Here is a 26,533-nt window from a genome sequence, read left to right on the forward strand (position 1 = left end):
ACCAAATAATTTCAGACGACCGGCCTTTATAGTCGCGCTATTTGTTTTTATATTATACCAGCTACCACTAGTGGTCTTTTCGCAACTGTTTCGTGATAATCTTAGAGAAGCCGTATGGTTTGCGGTAGCGGTAAATTCCGCTGCGCTTGTTAATTTATTTTGGGTGTATATTACACCTGCTCTAAACAGAGCAGACAATAACATAGAAATGTCTAATTCTTATAACCGTAGTTATTTTACCGGCTTTCCGTTCTGGTTTCCTATCATATTGATGTTTTCGTTTTTAGGAATTTATTTTTATCGCATACCTTTTGATTGCACGGCTTTATACGCTCTTTTCGTAGATCAGGATTTAACTCTAGTAGTACGTGAGGTAATAGGTAAACTCATGGGCAGGACTTACGCTCCACACCTGCTTAATGTGCTAACCAGCGCTGTAGCGCCAATAGTAGCCTTTATGGTTATTGGTAGGATATGGTTTTCACTTTCTGACAAAAAATATCTTCAGGTAATTATATTATTATTATTATTGCTTTCCGCTGTTCTTATTATGCCACTTATAGGAGGTGCTAAAGGTTCACTAGTCCCGATGTTTGTTGCTTTATCCGTTATAGGATTTCTGGTTGTAAAAAAATGGCGATGGAAGATTGTTATAGTTCCATTAATAGCGGTTATTTTTGCCGGCATGATCCTTATAGTCAAGGTAATGCAGGAGAGTAATGTAGGGAAAGGTGGATATGAGTTTGGCAAATGTATGGCAAGACTAGATGTTTGCGATCGGGCGAAAAATCTTCTTGAGTCACTAAAACCACCAAAATCATATTATGGTATGAGCCGGCAACGTATAGATGAGCTTGGCTATGATATGGCTAATTTTTGTAAGGATGATAAAGTAGTCTATGAAGCATCTTCTCAGTCACTAAGTGATGATGGCAAAGAATCGGCAAACCCTTCTGAGGTATCGGTATCCGGTCATATTTGGGGGCTAGTATATAGAATTATAGCGACACCCCTACAAGTAGTATCATGGCATTACATATATGTTGAGGATTACGGAAGACCTGGATTACTCGGCATATCCATAGCTAAACTATTTTCTCCTAACTATATAAGCGTTCCAGCCAAAGTTTGCGAAATATATTATAAAGGAGATAAAACCTCTGCCTGTACCGCGCCTACTAGTTACCTATTTACTTATCCGGCGTATATGGGTTACTTAGGATTGTTGCTTGCGTGCGTGCTTACCATCATTTTTGATATATTTTTTTCTCTATTAATAAAATATACGAATAGACCATTTGCGGATCTGGCAACTGGAGTAGTAGTAATATCCATAGTAAACTTTATAGTGGCCGATTTCACGACTGTGATAATTTCTCATGGAACAGCTATCGCTTTTGTGATGATCTTAATTATGTATGGATATATGAAATTCTTTAGTAAAGCGGATAAATAACTATAATTATAAAGGTACTTATGTCTGGGGACATATTAATTAATCTTTTAGGAGCTAAAGATTTATCGCAAGCTCTTTATTGGCTAACAAACGTTGGTTTCGCTTGCTTCAGCCTGCTTATAGCGCTGATTCTTTTTTTTCGTTCTAAAGCCATAATTACCAGACCAGCCTTTATGGTCGCTATACTTATGATGGTGTTCTATCAATGGTCGCTAATTCCGTACTCATTTGTTTTTTACGAGAGAGGTTTTGATATATGGTGGTTCGCAATAACTATACATTCTATTGTTCTACTCAATTTTTTATGGGTGGCTTTTACTCCAAATCTTACAAGTTCTGACATATATAAAAAACCTTCAGAAACTAGCTCTCCTTCGGGATTCAAAGGTTTTGAAATTTGGTTCTCACTTGCGTTATTTTTTATTTTACTCGCCGTTTATTTATATAAAGTCCCACCAAGATGTACCGCCCTATACTCTATATTTTTTGACCCATCACTTGCATTGCTAATCCGTGAAATAACCGTAAAGCTGATTGGAACTACTTACTCCACCTACGCTCTTTCCATTTTATATACCACTATAAATCCAATAATGGCGTTTCTCGCTATATATATGATGTACAAAGCGTTAGCTGATTACCGTATTTTCCGCTTTGTTTTTTGGCTAGTAATTCTATCACTAGTTTTAATTTCTAACCTACTTAGTGGCGCTAAGGGTAATCTTATCCCGACATTTGTGGTAATAAGTGTTGCCGGATTTTTAAGTGTTCATAAATGGTATCTGCGTATTATTACCGTTGTTGGTCTTAATGCGGTACTTATTTTGATTTTATCTCTTTTTGGTATGGAAAGAGCGTCAATAAATTCTCTAGCGAGAAAAGATTATAATTTTGGCAAATGTGTAGTTGAAATGGGAGTTTGTAAGCCTACAGGAATATTATTAGAATCGCTTACGGCTCGTGATTTTTCTCTGGATTTACCGAAAAGCGTGATAGCCTCTCTTGAAGAGGAAAGGAAGAATTCGTGCATGGATAATATTCCCGCTAATATTGTTGAGCAAGAATTACCTAGAAAAACCAATATAGATATAGCTGGTAAAGAAATTATCAGCACATCATCTGAAAAGAGAAACAATAATAAAGATATTGTTATAACAAAAGAAAAACCATCTCATCATAAAACAAAAACCACTAAGGAAATGGAGCTTACTATTGGTGAGAAATATATAGTTAATGAACATTCTAAGATAACTGTGATGGATAGAATAAACGGTATTATAAACCGTGCTTTTGTCACTCCTTTAATAGTCGCTCACTGGCATTTCCTTTATGTATCAGAATATAGCGCGCCGGGTTTTAATGGTATATCAATAGCTCGCAGATTATCTGATAATTATATAGATATGCCGAAAAAAATATGTGAGAAATATGAGACTATACGCTCAGGCGGTGATAGGACATCAACTTGCACTGCTCCTACCAGCTATCTGTTTACCTATCCGGCATATATGGGAGTGATTGGTTTATTGCTAGCTATATTCCTTACCATATGTTTTGATCTTGTAGTATCTCTGATTATCAGATATTCGGCGATACCACTTAACTATTTGGCGGTTGGTCTTGCCTCAGTTTCTGTGGTAAATTTTATGGTAGCGGATTTTACAACAGTAATGCTTTCGCATGGAGCAGGGGCGGCCTTTGCTCTTTTAATGTTTTTTCGTATTTTTAGGTTATTATAGTTAATTAACTTTATTTTGCATGTAAAATAAAGTATTCTCGCTCGTTTCACGGCGGAAAACCTTATATCTCGGATAAGGTTTTCATAGTCAGCAAAGGTAATAATTACCTTTGCTGACTATGTTCGCTAAGTAACGCTTTGTTTATCTTTATACGTGAATTGCCATAATGCTCTATCGCTATTTTCAGATATTTACTAAACGTAGGAGTAATAAAACGATACACCACATTTCTTTCACTGTATTTCTTACTTAATATTGTTTCGGTTAACAGATATTTCTTGTTACAGCTGTCGTATATTTTCTTATTTACTTCTTCATCATTGTTACAATAAGTAAGCCAAATTCTTATCAAACCATATCCTTTTATACCTAGCTTTAATTGGTATTGTGTTTCTTGTTGGATTTGAACAGGATGTTTTATTTCTAGTGAAGTAGAGATGTCTCTCTGAAATAACCGTAAAGGAAAATGTAAATCTGAACGTAACTCACCCTCTATGTTATTGGTAGATAGGGGTATGCGTGCCAATGATTTTCTACCACCGATGAGAAGATTTGTCGTTCTGTTCCATTGTCTACTTGCCGGAGATAAATCAAGCTTACTTTCAAAGACAGGATTATAGTCCAACACTTCGTTGTTAAGCACGTAGAGCTGATTACCAGAAGCATCGTAAAGCAGTTTACTGAATTTTTTGTCTGAGGTTATTGATTGCATAACAGAATTATAAAAACTGGGAAGCGCGCTAGGGATGGCATAGATATGGGTAACCCCTAGTTTTTTGAGCATTCTCCAGCCTTGTTCGGTATCATTTGTTTTGTAAAAATTTAATAATCTTGGATCTAGATTGCCAATCATACGTTTGTTGGTGTAATACATATCGGCTGTTTGGGTGGCAAGAATCAAGGATTTTTCAGGTAAATTATTTATTGCGGATATAATACGTTGTTCCGGTAGAGACATTAAGGTTTGTGATTGGCTACGACCTATATTATTCAAACTTAGGTTATTTACTTTAAGAAGGTGACAGGAAAAGACAATAAGCTGGATTCCAACCACTGACAACACACCAAAAATGAGAGTTTTTTGTAATATAGTTTTAGAATGTGATGTAAAGCATTTATTTAAGGCTAATCCGGCGATTACAGCAACGCATGGTACTATGATTAACATATAACGTTCTATGCGAAATAGCTGGTTTATGCCAAGAGCGATAGCTATTACTTGACCGGCGTGATAAGCGGCGACGATAACAAAAGCCGAAAAGACTATTTTACTTCTAACATTGTCATCGTTATCATTTCCTAAACCGATTATAAGAGAGTATATTTTTTTGTAATTTACTTTTCTAATACAAAAAACTAATAAGGAAGCTATCCAGAAAATTATTCCATAAGCCTCAATTGCGGTCCAACCTTTGAAAAAACCGTATTGAATTTGCGCGCTTAGGCTATCAACACCTCGTCCGATTAAAAAATAATCGTCCCACGCCAGATTCTTTAGGCGAAATACCAGAGGGCTATCGCTAATGAATGAGCCAAATTTTATATAGTTATTAATATATGGCCATATACCAATAAGGGCAGCGGATAAAGACATAGTAATAATTTGCGTTACTGTTGTCTTTGAGCCTCTAAGCCCGTTATAAGCCGCTACTCCGGCGATAAACAATAATGGAAATAGTATCGCCTGTGAATGTGTCCATAGCGCCAACCCAATAACAGCTCCTTGCAATAAGCCAAGTTTGATGGGCGGTAAGCGAAAACAGAAAATACTAGCGAACACCATCGTAAAACCCAGTGTGGAAAGAGGGTCTATCAGAGAGGTAACCGCACTCATAAAAAGTAGTGGAGTTGAGATAAATAAAAGAGCTGCTAACAAGCCAACTCGCCTATTTATCATAACGCATAAAGAATAAATAAGACCGGTAGAAAGAATCACTAACCATGGACTTATTAGCCGCATTATAATTGGCATATCAGCATTTCCCTGCACGAGGTAGGAAAAATAAATCATCACGGCGTAAAGTGGTGGATGGGTTATTGGCAGATACATGCCGGATGAATTGGTATTGGAGTGAATAGGAGGGTAGTCGGCAAGCGTATTGCTGTTGAACAATATCCTCCCAACTTCGGCATATTCCAAAGCGTCAGTTTGAGTAAGTGGGAAGATAAAAGAGCTGATAATAAGCAATAGAGAAAAACCCAAAATCAGGAAAGCCGTCATCAATTCAGTAAAGGAAAATTTTTCCTTCTGGTACGCATGATTTTTTTTTGCTTTTGGTAGAAAAAAGAAAGAGCATACGCTCAAGGTGAAAAGGCTAGAAATTATAGTAATAAGATGTGTTTCGCCATCACTATCCGGTAATAATGACATGGTTGTGATTATTGTAAATCCAAGCAGGAAAGGGGCAAGACAAGCGCCAAAAAATAAAGGAAATCTAGTATTTAGGGCTGGCTTGGAGTATGGAAATAAGCTAGAGATACGATAAGTTATAAAATGGCACAGCGACAAAGCTAGCAACCAAACCGATAAAGAATAAAAAGAAATATCCGCCATAGAGTAATCCTACGACATTATCTAACTGTGCAACCCGATATTATCAAGCTTATTTATTGCTTTTATAGTGGAGTCAAAATCAAGCCCTATCGTATCCAAATACCAGCGCAGTGATTCTGTACGTGGTTTGTTTTCGTCAAGTATCCTCTCCATAGCGTAGTCACGGCTTATTACTCCTTCACGAATTTGGTTGCTGCGGAAAGTATCAAACTCACTGAAGCCACGTGTGGTTACATAGATGTAGTTATAAAAAGGAGCGGTGCCATCACCAATCCGCCATGTGCTGGAGCTATCAGGCGATAACTCAAAATTATATTCATCTATTATGGTTTTGTTGACCTCATCCTCATTCCAGACCATATGGTTGAAGATGAAATAGAAATCACGTCTAGGCTCTATATAATAGGCGAAGAATGAGCTTAGAGAGTCAAGCAGTGAGCTATTGATATAAGCCGGATTGGTAATAAACTGTCCAGCAAAGTGACTTATCATTTTAAGTTTTCTACCAGCGGATAAATAATCCAATCTTTTTTTATCAAAGTCCGGTTTAATTCCACAAAATCCAGATTTGAAGTCGGTATTTTCCAGCGGGTTGGCACACCATAGATCAAGTTTTACACCAGTTTGTTTTTTAAGCTGATTTACCACCGAGAAGAAATGTTTATCGCCAGCCATAAATAGCGGTACCATTCCCAGATCTGGCTTTTTAAGCCACGCCGCGACATTTTTTCTGATATTTTCCCGCTTGGTTTTAATATCGGCTGATACTAGTATATTCTGCACTCCAAGCTTACCGCATATTCTCGCGATATTACGACGAGCGAGATCAGTCACCATTCCCCAATCATAAGTAAAGCTTATCGGGGTAAGCCCAAATTCTTTTTTAATAAGATGCAGACCATAACAGCTATCCCGTCCACCACTAAATGGCACAATTACATCAATATCTGTCCCGTTACCCTTATACTTTTGTAGCGAGGCGATAAAATCACGCTTTGCCTCATCAGGATTTAGATGCTTATATTTAGGTTGATACCCATGACAGTAATTACACACACCATCATCGTCAAAATGGATAAAAGGAAAAGTCTCAGGCAGCACGCAACGTGAGCAACGTTTTAGTTGTTTAAGGCTATCAGGACTATAGCGCGGCAAACTCTCATCAGCGTCTTTATTTGTGATAAGGATATTCTTATTACTCTTTTGCTCAGCGGATGATATGGCTTGATGCGTTGCTGAAGCGGAGTAAACGGGTAGGGAGGGTGTGTTGGTATTATTATTGCTGAATTCAGAGATTTTCAAGTCAGCTAACTGAATATAGAGCTTGGTATTTGGTTTAACCCAAGTAATATCAATATATTCTTTTTCTTTCCCTATGGATGATTTAATAGCTTCTTTAAGTATATAACGCTCAGAGGCAAAGCTTATAACTTTTTTGTCCCCGTCTATATTATAAAATAAATCACCAGTATTGGTAGCAAGCACCATAAAGTTAGATTTATCATTTACCCATGCGATACTTGCCGCTCCCTCTATTTCAGAAAATAGCTTTTCGGTTGACGTTATGGGATGGGTTTTATGTTGTTCAGTCTGTGAGAGAATAGCGGCGATCGCTTCAGTGTCTACCACCGCGTGTCTTTTTAAGTGGGGATGTTTCTGCCAAAGCTCATCTATGTTCGCAATGATGCCGTTATGCACCACACACACATCACCATAATAAACTGGCTGGTTATTTTTATCATCTTCAGCAAGCCCGTTAGTGACCAGACGTGAATGCGCGATAACTGAAATATCTCCCCGATTCTTTGATTGTTCGGATAACATCTCACTAACAATATTTTTATATTCCGCTAATTTTATAAATTCTGAAGCAGGACGCGCGCTCTTAAGCGTCCATGATTTTTGTGACTTTGGCAGCAAAACATGGATACCAGCAGATTCTTTCCCTCTGCTTTCGGAAAATTTATAGAGTTGTTCTAGTAATTCTATTATCTCATCACCTGATATATTCGCGTTTTCCGCTATGGAAATCCCAAAAATTCCACACATTTATTTTGACTCCAAATTTTTATTTATATTGCCATTGCCAGCATTATCCGGTGTTGTGTTACTTATCATATTCCAGCCCAAAAGTTTATAACTGAAAAATATCATAATGGAAGTACCAACTAGATAGCTGATCGCAGTTGATGCGGCAGCTCCGGTAATCCCCAAAGCTGGTATAAGGATAAGTCCTAAGATGATATTTACGATAGCGATGCTCATATTCTGAATTGTCTGATGTATCGGAAAACCGCTGGCAAGCAGCAGGTTATCAAACGGTGTAAATCCTGAGATAATGATATAGGTAAAGAACAATATCGCCAGTATCTTCCAGCCTTCAAGCAAGCTCTTATCGGCGACAAAATAGCTGATAAATACATAAAATGCTGGAATCACCATAAAGCTAAGCAAAATTACCCCGAAGAATACATATATTTTGGAATAATACAGAAGTTTTTTTGCTTCTCGCCAGTTTTTATCACGGATGGTCGCGACCAGCACTGGATTGAAATTTACCCTAAGCATGGAAAGTATATGTTGTAAACCATCAACCAGCATGGCGGCGAAACTGTAAATACCAACCGCACTGTCACTTAGGAACATACCAATAAGCAATACATCAATACGGGTGTTCATATCAAGGAATATGCTGCCAAGCGCACCCTTGCCACCAAATACCATATGTTCTTTTATCCATTTCCGGCTAAGACGCATATTTTGTAGCAAGCCGGATTTAGCCATATATACAAGGCTCAATATGGTGGTCAAAATCTCAGCGGCGAAGAATGAGAAAGTGGCGTAAGTAAAATCAATATCCGATACGCTGATAATCGCGACACCAAGAAGTACGGTGATGTAGCGGATAGTTTGCAGTATCGCCAGCGCGCGCATATGGCGAAGACCATTTATATAGCTGATAAGAACCTTGTTAAGCGGAAAAAGCATCAACCCAAAACCGCTATAACCAATAGCACGAGCGGATTCTGCGCTGCCAAATATATTCTCAAACAATGGAGTCGCCAGATACACACCAAGCCCAAAAGCAAAACCAAATATAAGAGTAAGAATCGCCGCTGATGAAAGCATATTCCCACGTTCTAAAGCATCTTCTTTGTGATAGGCAGAGTAGCGCATTACCGAATTATGAATGCCAATAACCGCGAGTTGTGAGCCGATAAGATAGATAGAGTAGGAGAGGTTAAAAATACCAAGTGCTGCCGAGTCACGAAACAGAACGATCATCACGTTCATTAATATACCGCTTGCCGCCAGTATAAAGAAGCTTACGAATGTCCAAGCTATATCCTGATTAAGCTTGTGACTTAGAGAGTTTTTTATGAAATCTATTATGGATTTCATCTAGTTTTCTTGCTTGTTATCTATAGTTTTTCTTACTATATCACGGCTTTTCATTGGCGGATTCAGATGTTTGTTCTCATCATAATCAAACCACATTGCAAACCCAAAAGAGTTAAAGCTGAGGGAAAAACAAAACAACCAAGTAAGGAAAGTGATTTCTGGCACGTGACCAATCCCTATCCATAGCCAGACAAGCCGTATAAACATAAGCACGCTTAAAGCAAGTGCGAAAAAACCAAACGAGTAAAAGAACACTAGCGGATGGAAATTACGGATAATGTATTTTTCTTTAAGCCTCCAAAAAAACAGACGTAGCAGCAAGTAATTGATGGTAAACATTACTACCCTGATTTTTATTCCTGATACTTCGCCGACATTATATACCGGCTCTACCGGAACGTCTATTACTCGCATATTCTCTACATTAAGTTTTACTAGCAAATCGTTGGGTTGCCCGTAACGCTTATACATCTTATCCCAATCAATAGCCCTAAGTGCCTTAGCGTTAATCGCGGTATATCCAGTTTGAGAGTCCGCCACATGCCAGTATCCAGAAGCGATTTTGGTCAGAAGTGATAAAATGGAATTACCAAAAAAGCGGATTTTAGGGATTTTGCGAAACGCGTCTCCGGTAACAAGGCGGTTGCCTTTTGTATAGTCCGCCACATCATCCGCGACCGGATCAAGTATCGCTGGCAAATCATCAGGATTCATCTGTCCATCACCAGCCATGACCACAGCGATGTCGACCCCGTTATCACGACTCCACTTATAGCCGCTGGCGATCGCTCCGCCAACACCCTGATTTATCTTATGCTCAATAAGCTCGATTTTTGACGTACCAAACGCCGGATGTTTTCTTATAACTTCAGAGGTTTTGTCTTTACTAAGATCATTTACGATAACGATAACGTCCACAATGTCGGGCATTGTGTCAATTACTTTGGTAATCTGAGTTTCCTCATTATACGCCGGAACAACAACGCTTATTTTATGATTTTTATACATTAAATTTGATACTAGTAAGTTGGTTGATTAGCAAAAAGATAGCTTACGGTATAAAGACAACAGTTACTGATTACAATATTTAATTACGTGATATTACTATCTCATCACTGCCGACCGGCGGAGTAGGAATGAGTGGTTTATCTCTGCGGCAAACATTGATTAATTCTTGTGGCGCGTCGAGTCTTTTGAGAATTTTTTCTATATGGCGCAGGGCGGTCTGTTTGGAAAATACGGCAACGCCGGTGAGGATGATAAGTTGTATGTCAAGCAACAGTGAGGATTTTTCTATATAAAATAATCCCAGTCTGCTTTTCCATGGGCGGACAAGCTGGTTATAGGCGATATTGGCATCAGGTTCGTTCGCGACGATCTCTGCCAGATCCGAAAACACGATAGAGGAAAAATCGGTAATGCCAGGAGGCGCGGCAAGTAATCCTTTTTCTGCTTCAGTATATAGAGCGACCTCACGGTCAATCTGCGGACGAGGACCAACAAAGCTCATTTGTCCGATAATAACATTCCATAGTTGAGGTAACTCATCAAGTTTATAGCGACGGAAAAAATGCCCAAGTCCCGTGATACGAGAATCGTTAAGACCAGTCGTATCTACTTTGTTTTTATCAGCCCCGATGACCATCGTACGCATCTTGTGCATATGAAACTGAATATTGTTCATTCCGGCGCGTGATGGGCTGTAAAGCGGCCAAGCTTTGTCCTGTAAGTAAATAGCGATAAGAGCGATGATAATGATTGGGAATGTGACGGATAAAATAGTCAGAGCTAATACAACATCTAAGATTCGTTTTTTGAGTAAGGTTTCGCTGTTCATCTGTCTGTATTTTCCATAGCTGAAATATCTTTTAACTCTCTGAGTGATTCATTGCCTAACTTCCAATTCAGGCATCCGGCATTATCCGTTAGCTGTCGGTTATTTTTGATTCCGGTAAGGACAATGCTTTTCGGTATATTATCAAGGACAAAACGCAGAGCGGTTTGTGCCATATTTTTATTATTATCTGTGGCTATTTTCTGAAGTTTATCAAGTAGTTTTTCAAAATAATCCCAGTTATCTTGGCTAAATAGGGAGCTTTCCCTGCTGCGCACGTCACTTTCTGAAAATACGCTATTACGGTTATATTTGCCAGATAAAAGCCCCTGCGCGAGCGACCCCCACGAAATAAAGCCAAGGTTTTTTTCTTCTGTCGCTTTTTTTATTTCTTGCTCATTTTCTCTTCCCGCTAGGCTGTATTTCATCGTAAAACTTACGAGCCCTTCCGGTGTGTTATCGCTATCAATATCTACACTATCAATATCTAACGGTGAGATATTAGAAATTCCATACCAACGTATTTTTCCTTGTTCTCGTAATATTTCTAAATCAGTAAAAATATCATCAAGTGGTCTTTTGCCATCATGCCAGTGTAGTTGGTATAAGTCTATTGTCTCACGCTCAAGCCTCTTCAGGCTGCCTTCTACAGCTTCAAACATCCACTCCTTAGAATTATCATAATAGGTGCTGCCATCATTTTTTTGTCTTACCGCGAATTTACTGGCAACTATAGCGTTCTTACCGAGAGGATGCTTAGCTAATGTTCGCGCTAGATTTTTTTCCGACTCACCGAGACCATAAATATCCGCCGTATCAAAAAAATTAATTCCCATATCAAGCGCACTGTGGATCGCTTTTTCTATTTCTTTCTGGTCAATATCCTGCCAGCCATGCCCACCAAGCTGCCAACAGCCAAAACCCAAACGTGATACTTTTAAGTCGCTTTTTCCTATTAATGTGTATTCCATAATGGTTAACAGTTCGCAGCTTCAAACTGAGATTCCGACACGCAAGCTTTAAGAATTTTATCCGCTATTTTCCGTGCGTCAGTATAATAAATTTTCTCGAGCGTACCACTGGTCGGGGCAGGGCAGTCGGGCAAGGTAATACGAAGCGGTGGCATCCTAAAGCATGATGGCGGAATATTCTCGCACACGCCAGTAATCATCTCGGCTGCCAACCCGCAATTACTCCAGCCGCCATCAATGGCAACGAGTCTTCCGGTGTTTGTTACTGAATTTATAGTAACGCTATGATCTATCGGGTTGATAACCCGCATATCTATAATTTCCGCTGATATGCCGTTTTGCTGTAATATATCTGCCGCCTCAACAGCCAGTTTCGTTGAGTAACTGCTTGCCACTATGGTGACATCACTACCACTACGCATTATTTTTGGTTTGATACTAAGCAGATCAATATCACCTGCTGGAGGCAACTCATCTTCCATTTCATACAGCCAGCGATCATCAATATACATTACTGGATCATCGGATAATGTTGCCGCTATTAATAGATCCCTAGCGTCAGCAACGGTCGCTGGCATAACCACCCTAAGACCAGGTATATGGGCAAGCCACGAATGTAGAGCTTGTGAATGTTGCGCTCCTTGCTCACCACCACGATTGACCACCGCCCGAAACGTAACCGCCGGATGCGCTTGCCCACCAAGCATATGTGACCATTTCGCCGCCTGATTTACGATAGAATCCATCGCCAGTATCATAAAGTCAATTCTTGGATGCAATACTATCGGGCGATAACCACATAGCGACGCGCCAACCGCCGCTCCAGTCGTCGCCGCTTCTGATACGGGAGTATCTATCACTCTTTCCTTGCCGAATTCTTTTTCCAGCTCCAGCATGGAGTTTCCAGCGTACCAAGGACTCCATACACCTTGTCCCATGACAAATACGTTTTTATGGTTTTTAAGCAGGTACGCGTGACCTTCCCTGATTGCCTGCCCGTAATTCATTTTTTTGTTAGCTGGCATAAACATATTCCATAAGTGTTTTTTCCTCAGGAGCGGGGTCTTTTAATACCTCGCTACGCATAGCGGCGAATTCTTCTTTTATCTCGGTGACCAGAGAGTTAAGTTTCTCTCTATCGTAATAACCATTTTCTATCAGGCTGATAAGTAATCTTTCTATTGGGTCACGTTTTTTCCAAGCGTTTATCTCTTCTTGTGAGCGTCTTATGCCGACATCAATGTCCTCTCTGGGGCCAACATGACCACGCCAACGGTAAGTCACCGCCTCAATCAGTGCGGGCTCATTGTTGGCGCGTGCTTTATCCACTAACTTCTTGGTTTTATCCATAACCTCACAAACATTGTTGCCATCAATAGTATAATGGTTCATTCTAGCGGCTTCAGCGAAACGGGATATTTTATCGGATGGTTGCCGTAGATTTATATCAAGATGGCTGGAAAATAGATTATTTTCTACCACAAAGATAACTGGCAGTTTCATTATCGCCGCCATGTTCAAACTCTCATGGAAGACACCTTCCTCACACGCGCCATCACCAAAGAAAGCAAGGGCGACATCACCATTGCCATCAAACTTAGCGGCGATACCCGCGCCAACCGCAAGTGGTATCGTGCCTGCCACAATTGGAACCGAGCCATAAAATCCTACGTCTTTTCCATAAAGATGCATAGAGCCACCAAAACCATGCGAGCAGCCGGTCGCTTTGCCCAAAACCTCAGCGAATAATTTGCGTGCTTCCCCACCCATCGCCAGATAATGTCCGTGCGAGCGATGATTGCCGAATCCTCTGTCCGTTTTTCGTAAGTTAGTCGCAAGCCCTACTGATATAGCTTCTTGACCTATCGCTAGATGTACTGGACATTTGGCTTCCCCGCTTTCAGCCATATCCGCGATTGTCTCTTCAGCGAGGCGAACTCGCAGCATGGCACACAGGCAATCTATAAGTGTGGATTTATCATAACCATCTATATTAACGGGGTTATTAAACTCTAAAGGATTAGACAACCCACCTAAATCAGACTTTATTGAAATCGTATTATGCTTCATTCTCTTTACGTGTAATTTACTTGCTTTTAATGAATTATTACTTAGACTGCGACGTGAGTACAAGGATTTATTTTATATATTATATCGCCTCCGTGAAAGATTACTATTTTTCGCGTGAGGCGTGCTTCCTTCTACGTATAAAGCTCAGAGGACAGGCAGGGTTGGCGCGGTTTATGACTGTGCTTCTTATTCCCTCTCCCTCTGGGAGAGGTTTAGGGTGAGGGGGCACAAAAGGGAGAAATATGGCGAATACTAAAATAGCGGTTATTGGTTGTGGCTATTGGGGGAAGAATCTTGTTCGTAATATGGCAGAACTCGGTGTCCTTCATTGCGTGGCGGATAGTAACGCGCAAACAGCAAAAGATATGGCAGCCAAACACAGTGTTAGAGTAAATACGGTCGCTGAAATAATGGCTGATAAAGACATAGCGGCGGTGGTAATCGCCTCATCGGCGGCGACGCATTTTGCGCTTGCCAAGCAGGCGATGGAAAGCGGCAAGCATGTGTTCGTGGAAAAGCCTCTTGCTCTTGACGTTAAGGAAGCTGCGGCTTTGTCAGAAATTGCCGCCGAGAAGAAATTAGTTTTAATGGTCGGTCATTTGCTGCAATATCATCCGGCGTTTGTCAAACTGCTTGCTGAGGTAAAAGATGGGCGTATCGGTAAATTGCGCTATATCCAATCGCACCGTCTTAGTTTCGGTAAAGTCCGTACTGAGGAAAATGTGGTATGGAGCTTCGCGCCGCACGATATATCCATGATTCTGGCGATTGCTGGACAAGCTCCTGATAAGGTTCTGACTCGTGCCAACACACAGATAAGTGATGGGATATGTGATATAGCAACCCTGCATCTTAATTTTCCCGGCAAACTCACGGCGCATGTAATGGTGTCATGGTTGCATCCGGTAAAAGAACACCGCCTCACTGTGATTGGTGAAAAAGGAGCGCTTGTTTTTGATGACGCTAAGGGCTGGGATGAAAAACTGGTTTTCTACGAAAATAAAGTATCCTTTGAGTCCGGTGCCCCGTTTGCGCAAAAAGGTGAGGCAACAGCTATAAAACTTTCTGAAGGAGAACCGCTTAAGCTTGAATGCCAGCATTTCATTGATGCGGTGAGCAGAAAAACGGAAGTAAGGACAGACTCTAAAGAAGCGATAAGAGTATTGGAAGTATTATCAGCGTCGGAAAAATCATTGAAAACTGAAGGTGAAGTGTCATTGGAAAATAATAAGAATAAAGACTATTTCGCTCATGATACCGCTGTTATTGATGATGGTTGCGTAATTGGTCATGGCAGTAAGATATGGCATTTCAGTCATGTCCTAAAAGGGACAAAGATTGGCAAAAATGTTGTAGTTGGACAGAATGTAATGGTCGGACCTGACGTTACTGTTGGTGATAACTGCAAGATACAAAATAACGTAAGCTTATATAAAGGAGTGAGTCTTGCTGATGGGGTGTTTTGTGGTCCGTCATGTGTATTTACCAATGTGAATACTCCACGTTCGGAAGTTGAGCGTAAGGATGAATTTCTTGCAACACCGGTTGGCAGAGGGGCGACTATTGGCGCGAACGCGACCATAATATGCGGCAATAAAATAGGCGAGTACAGCCTGATCGGGGCAGGTGCGGTTATCACTAAAGAGGTAAAACCGCACGCGCTTATGGTTGGCAATCCGGCAAAGAGAATAGGCTGGGTAAGCCACAGCGGTGAAAAGCTCGGAGAAGATTTGGTGTGCTCACGTGAAGGTCGTCGCTATCGTGAGAATGGTGATGGTTATTTAGAGGAAATCGTTTCTGATAAAGGAAAAAAGAAAGATGAGAAAATCCGTGCAGCCTAGACTGATAGAAGAACAGCTAGATTTTTCTGAGATACTGGAAAAGTTTGAGAATTGTCAGGCGACAATCGCCATTATGGGAATGGGTTATGTCGGTTTCCCGCTGGCGATAGCCACTCATGCTAAAGGTTTTTCGGTTATCGCTTTTGATATTGATGAAAGCAAGGTGGAAAGCCTTAATAAAGGCAAATCCTATCTTAAAGGTATAGATGACTCTGAAATATCGTTAATGAAAGAGGAAGGGCGTTTTTTCGCGACCAGTGACGCACAGAAATTAAAAGAAGCGGACGCGCTTATCATGTGTGTGCCAACTCCACTTACTAAGAACCGTGAGCCAGATTTAAGTTACGTTGAAAGCACCGCCGAGATGATAAAATCACAACTTAGGGTTGGGCAGTTGGTAGTGCTTGAGTCAACCACCTATCCGGGGACAACCAGTGATGTTATTAAACCGATATTGGAAAAAAGTGGGCTTAAATGTGGTCAGGAGTTTTTCCTAGCTTACTCTCCAGAGCGGGAAGATCCTGGTAATGGTTATTATTCCACCAGCTCAATTCCAAAAGTGGTTGGAGCGGATGATGAGCAATCGCAAAAGTTAGCCGCCGCTTTTTATAGTGGCATAATCTCAAAAGCGGTTCCAGTTTCCTCAGCGGCGACCGCGGAGGCGGTAAAACTTACGGAAAATATCTTTCGTTCAGTAAATATAGCTCTGGTAAATGAACTTAAAATGGTTTTCGCCAAAATGGGAGTTGATGTTTGGGAAGTAATTGAGGCAGCGAAGACTAAGCCTTTTGGGTTTATGCCGTTTTACCCAGGACCGGGGGTTGGTGGGCATTGTATACCGATAGACCCGTTCTATTTGACTTGGAAGTCACGAGAGTTTGACATGCCAACCCGTTTTATAGAGCTCGCCGGACAAATTAACGCCCGTATGCCGGGTTATGTAATTAACCGTCTACGTGAAGGATTGGATAGGAAATTTCAAAAAGGACTTAACGGCTCAAAAATACTGATGCTGGGTATCGCCTATAAAAAAGATGTTGATGATATGCGTGAAAGTCCGGCGATGATTATATTTGAACGGTTACTGGAATGTGGCGCGCTTGTTGATTATCATGATAACTATATTCCGGTAATCCCACATACTAGAGAGCATGACAGCCTTTCTGGGATAAAATCCATAAGCCTTGATAAAAATATACTCAAAAATTATGACGCTGTGGTTATCGCCACTGGTCATAGCGATGTTGACTATAAAATGGTTGTCTCAGAGGCAAATCTTATAGTTGATACCAGAAATGTGACGAGTGGCATGAGCGGTGATAATATCATAAGAGCGTAGCTTTATGCTCGTGCGCTCTGCTGATCGCGCATAGGTGATAAGGTAATGTCGTAGTGTGACTTAGAATAAAGGAAATATAAATGAGCAAAAAAATAGATTTTATAGACTTGAGGGCGCAGCAGGAAAGAATCCGTGATAAGATTGATGTTGCCATAAAACGGGTGCTGGATGGTGGCGCGTATATAATGGGCAGTGAAGTAGCCGAACTGGAAAAGCGGTTAGCGGATTTTTGTAATGCGAAATACTGTTTAACCTGTTCCAGTGGTACGGATGCTTTGGTATTGGTATTAATGGCGAAAGGAATAAAAGCGGGTGACGCTGTGTTCGTGCCGAGTTTTACTTTTGCCGCCAGCGCGGAGGCGGTAGCATTTTTAGGTGCTACTCCATTTTTTGTGGATGTGCTTCCTGACACGTTCAATATGTGCCCTGAAAGCCTCAAAAAAGCGATTGTGTCGGCGAAAGAGCAAGGGCTTAATGCAGTGGGCGTGATGCCGGTTGATTTGTTCGGGCAAGCGGCGGATTATGATAAAATATTGCCGATAGCAGAAGAAAATGATCTGTGGGTGCTATGTGACGCGGCGCAGGCTTTTGGTGGCATTTATAAGGGCAAGAAGATTGGCAGCATCGGGCTCGCCACCGCCACTAGCTTTTTTCCGGCTAAACCACTCGGTTGTTATGGTGATGGTGGCGCAGTGTTTACCGATAATGAGGAATTGTACAAAATTCTTACCAGCTTGCGGGTGCATGGCAAAGGTGATGATAAGTATGATAATGTACGAGTTGGCATGAACGCTAGACTTGATACTATACAAGCGGCTATATTACTTGAGAAGCTAGCTATTTTTACTGATGAGCTTAAAGCCCGCCAGAAAGTGGCGGACAGATATAACGCGAATCTATCAGGTTTATTCGCAACACCATTCGTCGCTGAGAATATCAACTCTGCTTGGGCGCAATATACGATTATCGCCGACTCAACAACACAGAGAGGTAACCTCCAGAATTTGTTGAAGCAAGCGGGTGTACCAACGATGGTCTATTATCCGAAACCACTTCATCAGCAAACGGCTTACAAAGAATTCCCAGTGGCGGGTGATATGCTTCCGGTATGTGATAACCTCGCCAGTCGGGTGTTCAGTCTGCCGATGCACCCTTATCTTGATGATGATACGATTGACCATATAACGGATTCGCTGCTAGGCGCGCTCAGGCAGGCGGCATAACGAACATGGTTTGCGCGGTTATTTTAGCGGGTGGATTTGGTATAAGGCTTCGTGAGGTAGTGGCAAGCACGCCCAAGCCGATGGCACTTATCGCAGACCGCCCATTCCTTGAACTTCAGATGGATTATCTTATAGAACAGGGTGTAGATGAGTTTATACTCGCTCTTGGCTATAAAAGTGAAGTAATAAAAAATCATTTTGGCAACAGCTATAGGAATATTCCGATTACTTATAGCACTGAGAAAGAACCGTTGGGAACTGGAGGAGCGTTATTGTTCGCCACGCAGAATATAGTTGGTGAGCAACCTTTCCTCGCTCTTAACGGCGATAGTTTTTTTGATGTTGATTTGTCGGAGCTTTATAAGAAGCATAACGATAATAATTCTGACTTTACTTTCGCTCTGATGCGCTCAAATGAGAATGGACGTTATATGGGAGTGGAAACTGATAGTAGCGATAGAGTAAAATCACTTAATCATCCGGCGCGAAATATTGGTGACACTGCTAACGCTGGTATCTACCTGATTAATCCCCAAACGCTTATTCATTTTGAAAATAGAATACACACTAAAATCTCTTTGGAAGAGGAAATAGTACCATACCTGCTCGCTAATGAATATAATGTGTTCGGAGTAAGTTTTGATAATGAGTTTATAGATATAGGAACTCCAAAAGATTATTATAGAGCGCAGTCTATTATCCCTGTTCCTATGAGTGTATCAGTCTAAAAACACACCGCTAGCGACCCAATCAGTAAACCAGTTTTGGAGGTTTGTCGTTATATACTCTATTTCAGCTTGGTGTGAGGAAACCGTCATATCAAGACTATCAGAAATATTTTTGCCATCTTTTATATTTTTAAGCAGAGTAAACTGCGGATGGGTAAGTTCGTGACGCTTAACTTCATTATTGTTGCGAACAAGCAGTAGCCAACTATTTTTCTTCTTCGGTAACTCTGGAAGCGTATTTTCCGCTCTAGCCTTAGTAAACCAGTCATTTGCCGGATAACTAAATTCAAGCAAGCTACTTGCCGTTCTTAACTTAAGAATGGTCGCGGCAAAATCTTCCGCTGATATATTCTGTAATTTTTTTTGCTCAAGTGGCTGACTATCTTCAAGCATAAAAACTTTTGCTATCTCACTTTCCAACATCGCTATTTCTTTAGCAAAATTATCTATGTCACTATTTACTATAAATTCAGCGAAACCAAGCGGGTAATAATCAAGATTATAATTTAGCGATGGTGTATTTTTTGCGTAATCAGCGGCAAGCCTGTAAAATTCTTCATTTCCTAACAATTTAAGTGTAATAGGATAATCAGCGGTAATCGCTTTGATAAGCCGTATCCTATAGCCTTCTGAATAAATAGCGAATTGCTGTTTCGCGCTTAGCTTGTTATGATGCTTGAATGAATACTCAATATTTTTATAGTTATCATCTAAAATAGCTTGGTAGAAATCAGCAAGTAGCTTCATGACAGATTCCTCGCTTTATCAAGCTCTGATATAAGCACTGACAGCTCTGGTATATTATCGTCCCACTCTATCATCGTACTTATCTTGCCTTTGCTTTTAATAGTATATTTGTATAATTCCCACACTTCATTTGTTACGTTATTATCATGTGTATCTATTATATGAGTGCCTAGATTACTATGCCCAGCTAGGTGGATTTGCGCTATTTTTTCTGTCGGAATTATATCAATATATTTCTTAGCGTCATAGCCATGATTAAATGAGTTCACGTATACATTATTTACGTCAAGTAACAAGCCACAACCAGTCATTTCCACTAGCTTTACGAGGAATTCCCATTCCGGTATATCAGACTCATCAAATTCTAAGTAAGTGGAGGGATTCTCTAAAATAAAATCTATCCCTACTATATCCTGAACTTGTTTTATACGATCGGCTACGTGATTAAGGATGCTTTCAGTATAAGGCAGTGGCAGCAAATCATGAGTATTTCCATTATTTATCCCCGTCCAGCATAAATGGTCAGAAAACCAAGGGGTTTTAAGATAAGTAACCAGTTTTTTTATTTTATTTAGATATTCTTTGTTTATTGGATCCGAAGCGCCTATGTTAAGCGATACGCCATGTGTTATTATTTTATAATCAGAGCTTAAGTCGGATAAAAATTCCCAATATCCCTCATGAGCATCTATAAAATTCTCGGAAATTATCTCAAACCAGTCAATCTCCTTAGGACGTTTTTCAAGTATCTCATCATAGTGAGGAGTACGTAAACCAAGACCAAAGCCAATAAATGGGTATTTTCTATTTTCTACCATTATAGAACCAGATATAGAACCAGAAATTTATACCCTCCATGAATTTTTTCAGGGAGGGTATATAAGCAACAGGGAGTTTTAATTAAGATTTAGGAGCTGTTACACTGCCACCTTCTTTTTCACAGCTTCCCGCTTCAACATATTTCCATTCATTTTTATCATTATCAGCTTTTGCTTGACCAGCGCAGGAGTGTGAGCCATTTGCTGAAGCACAGTCATTTTTACCGGCTTTTGCGATACCATAGCATTTTTCCTTTTTAGGCTTAGCGTTCTCAGCGTTTGCTTGAGCCATAAAACCGGTAGCGATAACTCCTGCCATAGCGGCGGTAAGTAAAGTCTTGTTCATAATGTATCCCTTAAAAATTTGTAACAATTTAACAATTATAGTTAGCCGTAAAAACAACCAGCTAACAGAAAGTTCGTATAGCACATAAAAAAAGTTACGTCAGCCATAACATATCACTCTAAAAAAATTGTAACTATTGAATGTGAGTAAGCGAATTATCGTTATGAAATATAGTAATTTATACATTAAATATAAGTAATGGAAGTATTTATGAACATACATGGCTAATATGGAGAGAATATGAACAATAGCGAATCAGAACCTAATGATAATACAAACGATAGTAAAAAACATAATGCGAATTCATGTAGAAAGGAAAACTGTGGAATCTCATCCTGTTCCCCGTGCATAGTAACGAAAATAATTGTTTTGGGAATGTTGATTTTTTATGCAATATCCTATTTCATTAGATAACTAGTAATACTAGGCATCTATAAAGGTATAAGGAAGATAGTTATGAGTGACAATGAACGGAAAGAAGAGCTTTCACCAGAAGCATATAGTGTGTTGCGTAAAGAAGGCACCGAACGCCCATTTACCAGCCCACTCAATGATGAGAAGCGTGAAGGTGTCTATGCTTGCGCTGGTTGTGGTCTTGAGCTTTTTAATTCCGATAAAAAATATAATAGTGGAACTGGCTGGCCTAGTTTTTTTGACTCTATCTCTGGTAATATAGAAACTAAGTTAGATAAGAAATTATCAGCGACCAGAACAGAATATCATTGTATTCGCTGTGGTGGTCATCAGGGACACGTTTTTGAAGATGGTCCCGAGCCAACAAGACTTCGCTATTGTAACAATGGTGTCGCCCTAAAATTTATTCCTAAAGCGTAATTTATTGAGAGTTGTGGCATTATGAAAAATACTGTTTACATATTTCTATCTTTGTTTTTTATATTATTTAATATGGGGAGTGTAATGGCTGAGTCAGGCAATAAAAAGGCGGTATTCGCTGGTGGATGTTTCTGGTGTATGGAACCACAATTCGCTGATATAAAGGGTATAAGTAAGGTCGTTTCCGGCTATACCGGAGGCAATACTAAAAACCCCACATATGAGCAAGTATCTACGGGTAACACGGGTCATGTTGAGGCTATTGAGGTAACTTATGATCCTGATCAAATAGGGTATGAGAAGTTGCTGGAGATTTTTTGGGATAATATAGACCCATTTGACGCTAATGGTCAGTTTTGTGATAAAGGATCACAATATCTAGCTGGTATATTTTTTCATGATAAAGAGCAGGAAAAGTTGGCGAATTTATCAAAAGAAAAAATAGAAAAGAAATTTGCCAGCAAAGTAGCGACTATTATAAAACCTGCTACGGAATTTTATCCGGCGGAGGATTACCACCAAGAATTTTATATAAAAAGCCGTGCGAGGTATAAGAGTTATCGTAGCGGCTGTGGTCGTGACGCAAGGCTGGAAAAATTACGAGAAGTAAAAAATAAGTAACAAAAAAATAGTGGTATAGCATTGTAGTTTAATTTACACCTCACTTCTAGTCGTAAAAGAGATATATTCTTTTTCATTATCAATTTTAACTAGAGGTAGAGGTTCTAATGAATAAATTTGTTACTATAGCTATTGGAACGATTTTGTGTTCCGCGCCTGTATTGGCTGGTGAAGGTGCGGATTGGGGTTACAGCGGTGATAAATCACCGGAAAAATGGGGCAGTATAAAACAAGACTATTCTGTGTGTGATACTGGAAAACTACAATCACCTTTTGACGTTAAAGCTACTTTCAAAGCAGCGGATCTGCCTGATATAAAAGTTAGCTATAAATCTATGCCGCTTTCTTTAAGCTCTGGTGAGAACGGTCTTACTATTCAGGCGGCGGCTGGGAACAAGATAACGGTAGGTGATGATGTGTACGAATTACTGCAATTTCACTTCCATACACCAAGTGAGTATAAAGTAAATGGTAAATCATATCCGATGGAAATGCATTTAGTTCATAAGAGGGTATCAGATGGTGCTCTTGGCGTATTCGCCGTAATGGTAGCTAAAGGAGCGGAGAATAGCCATATAAAAACTATCTGGGACAATATCCCAGAAAAAGGTAGTAAGGCAGAGCCAAAAGATGTGAGTATTAACCTAGCTGATTTGCTGCCAAAATCAATGAAATACACTAGATTTATGGGGTCACTTACAACTCCTCCATGCTCAGAAGGGGTGAACTGGCATATGCTCTCCGCGCCAATTACCGTTTCTGATTCTCAGATAGCTAAATTTACCAGCATTTATGGTAATAACGCTCGTCCAATACAGCCTGCCAACGATCGTTTGGTGGTATCTGAGTAATTCTAAGCGTATGATTTATTATGTAGCGGCTACGGATTATTATCTGTAGCCGTTATTGTTTCAGTATAAAGTAGATACTAGGTTCTAGGCTATAGGGGCTAGGTCTCAAAAACATGGAACAAGAAACACGACCAGCAGGTCGTGTGAGCCTTCAGCCAGCGAAGCTGTATCCCATGTGAAAATCAGTAGATTTTCACGGAGATGAAATAAAGCAATTTCCAGCAGGTCGTGTGAGCCTTCAGCCAGCGAAGCTGTATCCCATGTGAAAATCAGTAGATTTTTACGGGGATAAAATAAAGCAATTTCCAGCGGGTCGTATGAGCTTTCAGTTACTCTTCATAAGATTTTTAGTAAAAAATCCCGTAGACGATAAAAATATGTAATATTTTTATTCAGATTGAGTATAATCTATTTATGAAGTTCGATGACACAGAAGATATTATAGAAAAAACAGCGAAAACCGCTGGCGTGAAGCCGCATTATACCGGACACAGGAAACGGCTGCGTGAGCGTTTTTTAGCTAGTGACCCAACAAGCTTCGCTGATTATGAGCTGCTCGAGTTGATACTTTTTCCAGCTAAACCTATGGGGGATGTAAAGCCAATCGCCAAATCTCTTATCTCATTTTTTGGTAGTTTTGGCAAAGTTCTACATGCTAGTCCTGAGGAATTGCGTAAAGTGGATGGTGTGAACGAGGCGGCAATAGTCGCTATAAAAGTAACAAGGCACGCAGCGGAGCGTTTGCTTAGGGAAGAGATAAAGAAAAAAGAGGTTATCAAAAGCTGGACACAATTGCTTGATTATTTGAAACTTAACATTGGGCATAATAAGAATGAGGTTTTTCATATATTATTCCTTAATCATAAGTTAGAGCTAATCGCTGATGAAAAACAACAAGAAGGTACTATAGACCATACTTCCATATATACTCGTGAAGTAGTAAAGCGCGCGCTTGAGCTGGGAGCTTCTAGTATTATTCTTGCTCATAACCACCCAAGTGGAGATGTTAATCCAAGTAAAAATGATGTTGAGGTGACTAAACTTATAATTAACGCGGCAAAACCACTTGGTATAGCGATACATGACCACGTAATAATTGGTGGTAATAAATATTTTTCTTTCAAATCTAAAGGAATAATATGAAAAGCTGTTGGGGTATAACCGATGGCAGCGCGGGAATGGTAGCGCAGGTAAAGGCTCTTGCCCTTGCTACGGATTTACCAGCCGATATGAAAGTAGTAAAATTAAAAAAAATCTTCGGATTTTTACCTAATATTATTTATAGTGGTAGATATAACCCGCTTCGTAGGCTCTTTTTACCGTATATTCTGGAGAGTAGCCAAATATTAAAAGAGGAGCGTCCTGATATTATAATAAGCTGTGGTCGCAGGGCGGCTCTAGTTGCTATCCTTATAAAAAATATCTCACCTAAAACCAAGACTATATGTATTCAAGACCCACAAATATCCGCGAAAAATTTTGATGTGGTTCTGGCTATGCGGCATGATAAAATCAAAGGAGCTAATGTGGTTAAAACTCTTTTCGCTCTTCACAGTATAACACCAGAACTATTAAAAGACGCGGCGTTAAAATTCACTCCGCGTTTTTCTTCTTACAGGCGACCATATTTAGCGGTGCTTATCGGAGGTAGTACCAATAAATACAAGCTTAATATGGAGACTATGAGAAAGTTTATAGAGGATTTGAAGTTGCTTCATGCAAAAAAATCGGGGTCAATGCTAATTACTCCATCTCGTCGCACCGGCAAGGAAAATGTAGATATGCTTAAAGCGGAGTTTTCTGGTAATAATAATGTTTATATTTATGATGGAATTGAAGAAAATCCGTATATGGGAATGCTTGCGCTTGCTGATGAGATTGCGGTGAGTAACGATTCGGTAAATATGATGACAGAAGCATTCGCAACCAGCAAGCCAGTAAATATAGTGGAGTTTGCTGGACATAAAAACACTAAGCCAGCACGTTTCGCCGAGATGATAAAAGATCATCCGCCACTGATGGGTGATGAGATGAGAAATATAGCTGATGAGGTTATTAAAAAACTGGAGAACTGAGGTAAGTAAACCAAGCGAGTACTCAGGATGGCGCTTAACGCTTTAATTCCCCATTTCCTCAATTCGTCTTTATAAACTAGACTTCTATATTATCAATTAGCCTAGTAGAGCCAAGTCTAGCCGCGACAAACAGACGGCAGTTCTCTTCCCAGTTTTCTATTTCTTCTAACGAGTAAGCGTCACATAATTTCAGATACTCAACGTCAAATCCACTATCTGATAGTTCTTTTATGGCATCAGACAAAATATCCTCAGTTTTTTCACTGTCATCTTTTACAAGCTTAGCCACCTCGCAAAGTTTTTTATAGAGTAGGGGAGCTATTTTCCTTTCATCATCTGAAAGATAGGAATTGCGTGAGGAAAGAGCAAGGCCGTCATCATCACGAATAGTTGGAGCGGATATTATCTCAGTAGGTATATCAAGATCGTAAACCATACGTTCAATAATGCGTAGCTGCTGGTAATCTTTCATGCCGAATACCGCGTAATGCGGCATTATTCTAAGTAGCAATTTAATTACGACCGTCGCCACCCCATCAAAATGACCATCACGGAATTGCCCACATAGAGATTTTCCCATTTCTCCAGTATTAATGCTGGTAGCGAAATTTTCAGAATACATATCCTCTACATCAGGAGCGTAAATAAGATCACACCCTGTTGATTTTGCTGTTTCTATATCACTATCAATATTTTTTGGGTATTTATTAAAATCCTCATTAGCGGAGAATTGGCGTGGGTTTATAAAAATACTTACCACAACGGCATCCGCTATTTCTTTCGCCTTATTGATAAGAGAAGAGTGTCCTAAATGTAAGGCTCCCATAGTTGGTACTAAAGCGACCGTTTTCCCAGCTTGTGATAGTTTTAGCAATTCTTGTTGCAGACTATCAATATTTTTGGTTACTATCATGATTATTATTGCATTTTTTATAGTTTTAGTTGTATAGCTGTCTAAATATTATAACAATCGGTAAAATAATAATAAAATAGTTTTATAGCAAGATTATTTATTATTAATATAATTTAACCAAATGTAAACTATATTAAATTAAAAAAAATTTTTGTTTGTTCATAATAATGG

The 26,533-nt window shown here is 39.9% G+C and carries 23 protein-coding genes; 11 read left to right on the plus strand and 12 right to left on the minus strand.

Going from position 1 to position 26,533, the window contains the following annotated elements:
- Positions 1-70: 70 nt before the first annotated feature.
- Positions 71-1,456, plus strand: a complete 1,386-nt coding sequence (locus R3D71_03075; protein MEZ5690632.1) for a hypothetical protein — start codon at positions 71-73, stop codon at positions 1,454-1,456.
- Positions 1,457-1,476: 20 nt separating this feature from the next.
- A complete protein-coding gene (locus R3D71_03080; GenBank protein MEZ5690633.1) occupies positions 1,477-3,195 on the plus strand; it encodes a hypothetical protein in 1,719 nt (572 codons plus the stop codon).
- Positions 3,196-3,298: 103 nt separating this feature from the next.
- On the opposite strand, the gene R3D71_03085 is transcribed toward R3D71_03080, so the two are convergent.
- From R3D71_03085 to R3D71_03120, 8 genes are all read right to left on the minus strand, one after another.
- A complete protein-coding gene (locus R3D71_03085) occupies positions 3,299-5,749 on the minus strand; it encodes a hypothetical protein (protein MEZ5690634.1) in 2,451 nt (816 codons plus the stop codon).
- Positions 5,750-5,770: 21 nt separating this feature from the next.
- The gene (locus R3D71_03090; protein MEZ5690635.1) at positions 5,771-7,798 is read right to left on the minus strand and encodes a hypothetical protein; all 2,028 of its coding nucleotides are present in this window, start codon (positions 7,796-7,798) and stop codon (positions 5,771-5,773) included.
- Complete coding sequence (locus R3D71_03095) at positions 7,799-9,151, minus strand: oligosaccharide flippase family protein (GenBank protein ID MEZ5690636.1); 1,353 nt, start codon at positions 9,149-9,151, stop codon at positions 7,799-7,801.
- Positions 9,152-10,159 (minus strand): glycosyltransferase family 2 protein, encoded by a 1,008-nt coding sequence (locus tag R3D71_03100; protein ID MEZ5690637.1) that lies wholly within the window; start codon positions 10,157-10,159, stop codon positions 9,152-9,154. It abuts the gene before it with no gap.
- Positions 10,160-10,238: 79 nt separating this feature from the next.
- Positions 10,239-10,988 carry a sugar transferase gene (locus R3D71_03105; GenBank protein ID MEZ5690638.1) on the minus strand — a complete coding sequence of 250 codons (750 nt, stop codon included), beginning with the start codon at positions 10,986-10,988 and terminating at the stop codon, positions 10,239-10,241.
- Complete coding sequence (locus tag R3D71_03110; protein MEZ5690639.1) at positions 10,985-11,956, minus strand: aldo/keto reductase; 972 nt, start codon at positions 11,954-11,956, stop codon at positions 10,985-10,987. The genes R3D71_03105 and R3D71_03110 overlap by 4 nt, the downstream gene beginning before the upstream one ends.
- Before the next feature lie 5 nt (positions 11,957-11,961).
- Positions 11,962-12,981 (minus strand): transketolase C-terminal domain-containing protein, encoded by a 1,020-nt coding sequence (locus tag R3D71_03115; GenBank protein MEZ5690640.1) that lies wholly within the window; start codon positions 12,979-12,981, stop codon positions 11,962-11,964.
- On the minus strand, positions 12,971-14,026 hold the full coding sequence (locus R3D71_03120) for a thiamine pyrophosphate-dependent dehydrogenase E1 component subunit alpha (GenBank protein MEZ5690641.1): 1,056 nt from the start codon (positions 14,024-14,026) through the stop codon (positions 12,971-12,973). The genes R3D71_03115 and R3D71_03120 overlap by 11 nt, the downstream gene beginning before the upstream one ends.
- Positions 14,027-14,268: 242 nt before the next feature.
- Here R3D71_03120 and R3D71_03125 point away from each other — a divergent pair, with 242 nt between their 5' ends.
- The 4 genes from R3D71_03125 to R3D71_03140 all read left to right on the plus strand — a co-directional run bounded on the left by R3D71_03125 (position 14,269) and on the right by R3D71_03140 (position 19,157).
- Positions 14,269-15,867, plus strand: a complete 1,599-nt coding sequence (locus R3D71_03125; protein MEZ5690642.1) for a Gfo/Idh/MocA family oxidoreductase — start codon at positions 14,269-14,271, stop codon at positions 15,865-15,867.
- Entirely contained in the window at positions 15,845-17,206 is a 1,362-nt protein-coding gene (locus R3D71_03130; GenBank protein ID MEZ5690643.1) for a nucleotide sugar dehydrogenase, read from the plus strand. Before R3D71_03125 ends, R3D71_03130 begins: the two co-directional genes overlap by 23 nt.
- Positions 17,207-17,286: 80 nt before the next feature.
- Positions 17,287-18,429 carry a DegT/DnrJ/EryC1/StrS family aminotransferase gene (locus R3D71_03135; GenBank protein ID MEZ5690644.1) on the plus strand — a complete coding sequence of 381 codons (1,143 nt, stop codon included), beginning with the start codon at positions 17,287-17,289 and terminating at the stop codon, positions 18,427-18,429.
- 5 nt (positions 18,430-18,434) lie between these two features.
- Positions 18,435-19,157, plus strand: a complete 723-nt coding sequence (locus R3D71_03140; protein ID MEZ5690645.1) for a sugar phosphate nucleotidyltransferase — start codon at positions 18,435-18,437, stop codon at positions 19,155-19,157.
- Here the strand turns inward: R3D71_03140 and R3D71_03145 are convergent.
- The 3 genes from R3D71_03145 to R3D71_03155 all read right to left on the minus strand — a co-directional run bounded on the left by R3D71_03145 (position 19,149) and on the right by R3D71_03155 (position 21,068).
- A complete protein-coding gene (locus R3D71_03145) occupies positions 19,149-19,904 on the minus strand; it encodes a DNA-binding domain-containing protein (protein ID MEZ5690646.1) in 756 nt (251 codons plus the stop codon). The genes R3D71_03140 and R3D71_03145 overlap by 9 nt on opposite strands.
- Complete coding sequence (locus tag R3D71_03150; protein ID MEZ5690647.1) at positions 19,901-20,722, minus strand: DUF692 domain-containing protein; 822 nt, start codon at positions 20,720-20,722, stop codon at positions 19,901-19,903. Before R3D71_03150 ends, R3D71_03145 begins: the two co-directional genes overlap by 4 nt.
- Before the next feature lie 82 nt (positions 20,723-20,804).
- A complete protein-coding gene (locus tag R3D71_03155; protein MEZ5690648.1) occupies positions 20,805-21,068 on the minus strand; it encodes a DUF2282 domain-containing protein in 264 nt (87 codons plus the stop codon).
- A gap of 456 nt (positions 21,069-21,524) precedes the next feature.
- On the opposite strand from R3D71_03155, the gene msrB reads away from it, so the two are divergent.
- From msrB to R3D71_03180, 5 genes are all read left to right on the plus strand, one after another.
- Entirely contained in the window at positions 21,525-21,902 is a 378-nt protein-coding gene (gene msrB / locus R3D71_03160) for a peptide-methionine (R)-S-oxide reductase MsrB (GenBank protein MEZ5690649.1), read from the plus strand.
- 84 nt (positions 21,903-21,986) lie between these two features.
- Positions 21,987-22,523: a peptide-methionine (S)-S-oxide reductase MsrA gene (gene msrA, locus R3D71_03165; GenBank protein ID MEZ5690650.1), complete on the plus strand. Its 537-nt coding sequence runs from the start codon at positions 21,987-21,989 to the stop codon at positions 22,521-22,523.
- A 107-nt stretch (positions 22,524-22,630) separates the two neighbouring features.
- Positions 22,631-23,374 (plus strand): carbonic anhydrase family protein, encoded by a 744-nt coding sequence (locus R3D71_03170; protein MEZ5690651.1) that lies wholly within the window; start codon positions 22,631-22,633, stop codon positions 23,372-23,374.
- Between the two features lie 414 nt (positions 23,375-23,788).
- Positions 23,789-24,517 (plus strand): DNA repair protein RadC, encoded by a 729-nt coding sequence (gene radC / locus R3D71_03175; protein MEZ5690652.1) that lies wholly within the window; start codon positions 23,789-23,791, stop codon positions 24,515-24,517.
- Positions 24,514-25,449, plus strand: coding sequence for a mitochondrial fission ELM1 family protein (locus R3D71_03180; protein MEZ5690653.1), 936 nt, complete (start codon positions 24,514-24,516; stop codon positions 25,447-25,449). The genes radC and R3D71_03180 overlap by 4 nt, the downstream gene beginning before the upstream one ends.
- Before the next feature lie 76 nt (positions 25,450-25,525).
- Here R3D71_03180 and panC read toward each other — a convergent pair whose 3' ends face one another.
- Positions 25,526-26,362, minus strand: a complete 837-nt coding sequence (panC, locus tag R3D71_03185; GenBank protein MEZ5690654.1) for a pantoate--beta-alanine ligase — start codon at positions 26,360-26,362, stop codon at positions 25,526-25,528.
- Positions 26,363-26,533 lie beyond the last annotated feature (171 nt).

It is taken from the genome of Rickettsiales bacterium, from assembly GCA_041396965.1.
Taxonomy (GTDB): Bacteria; Pseudomonadota; Alphaproteobacteria; order Rickettsiales; family SXRF01; genus SXRF01.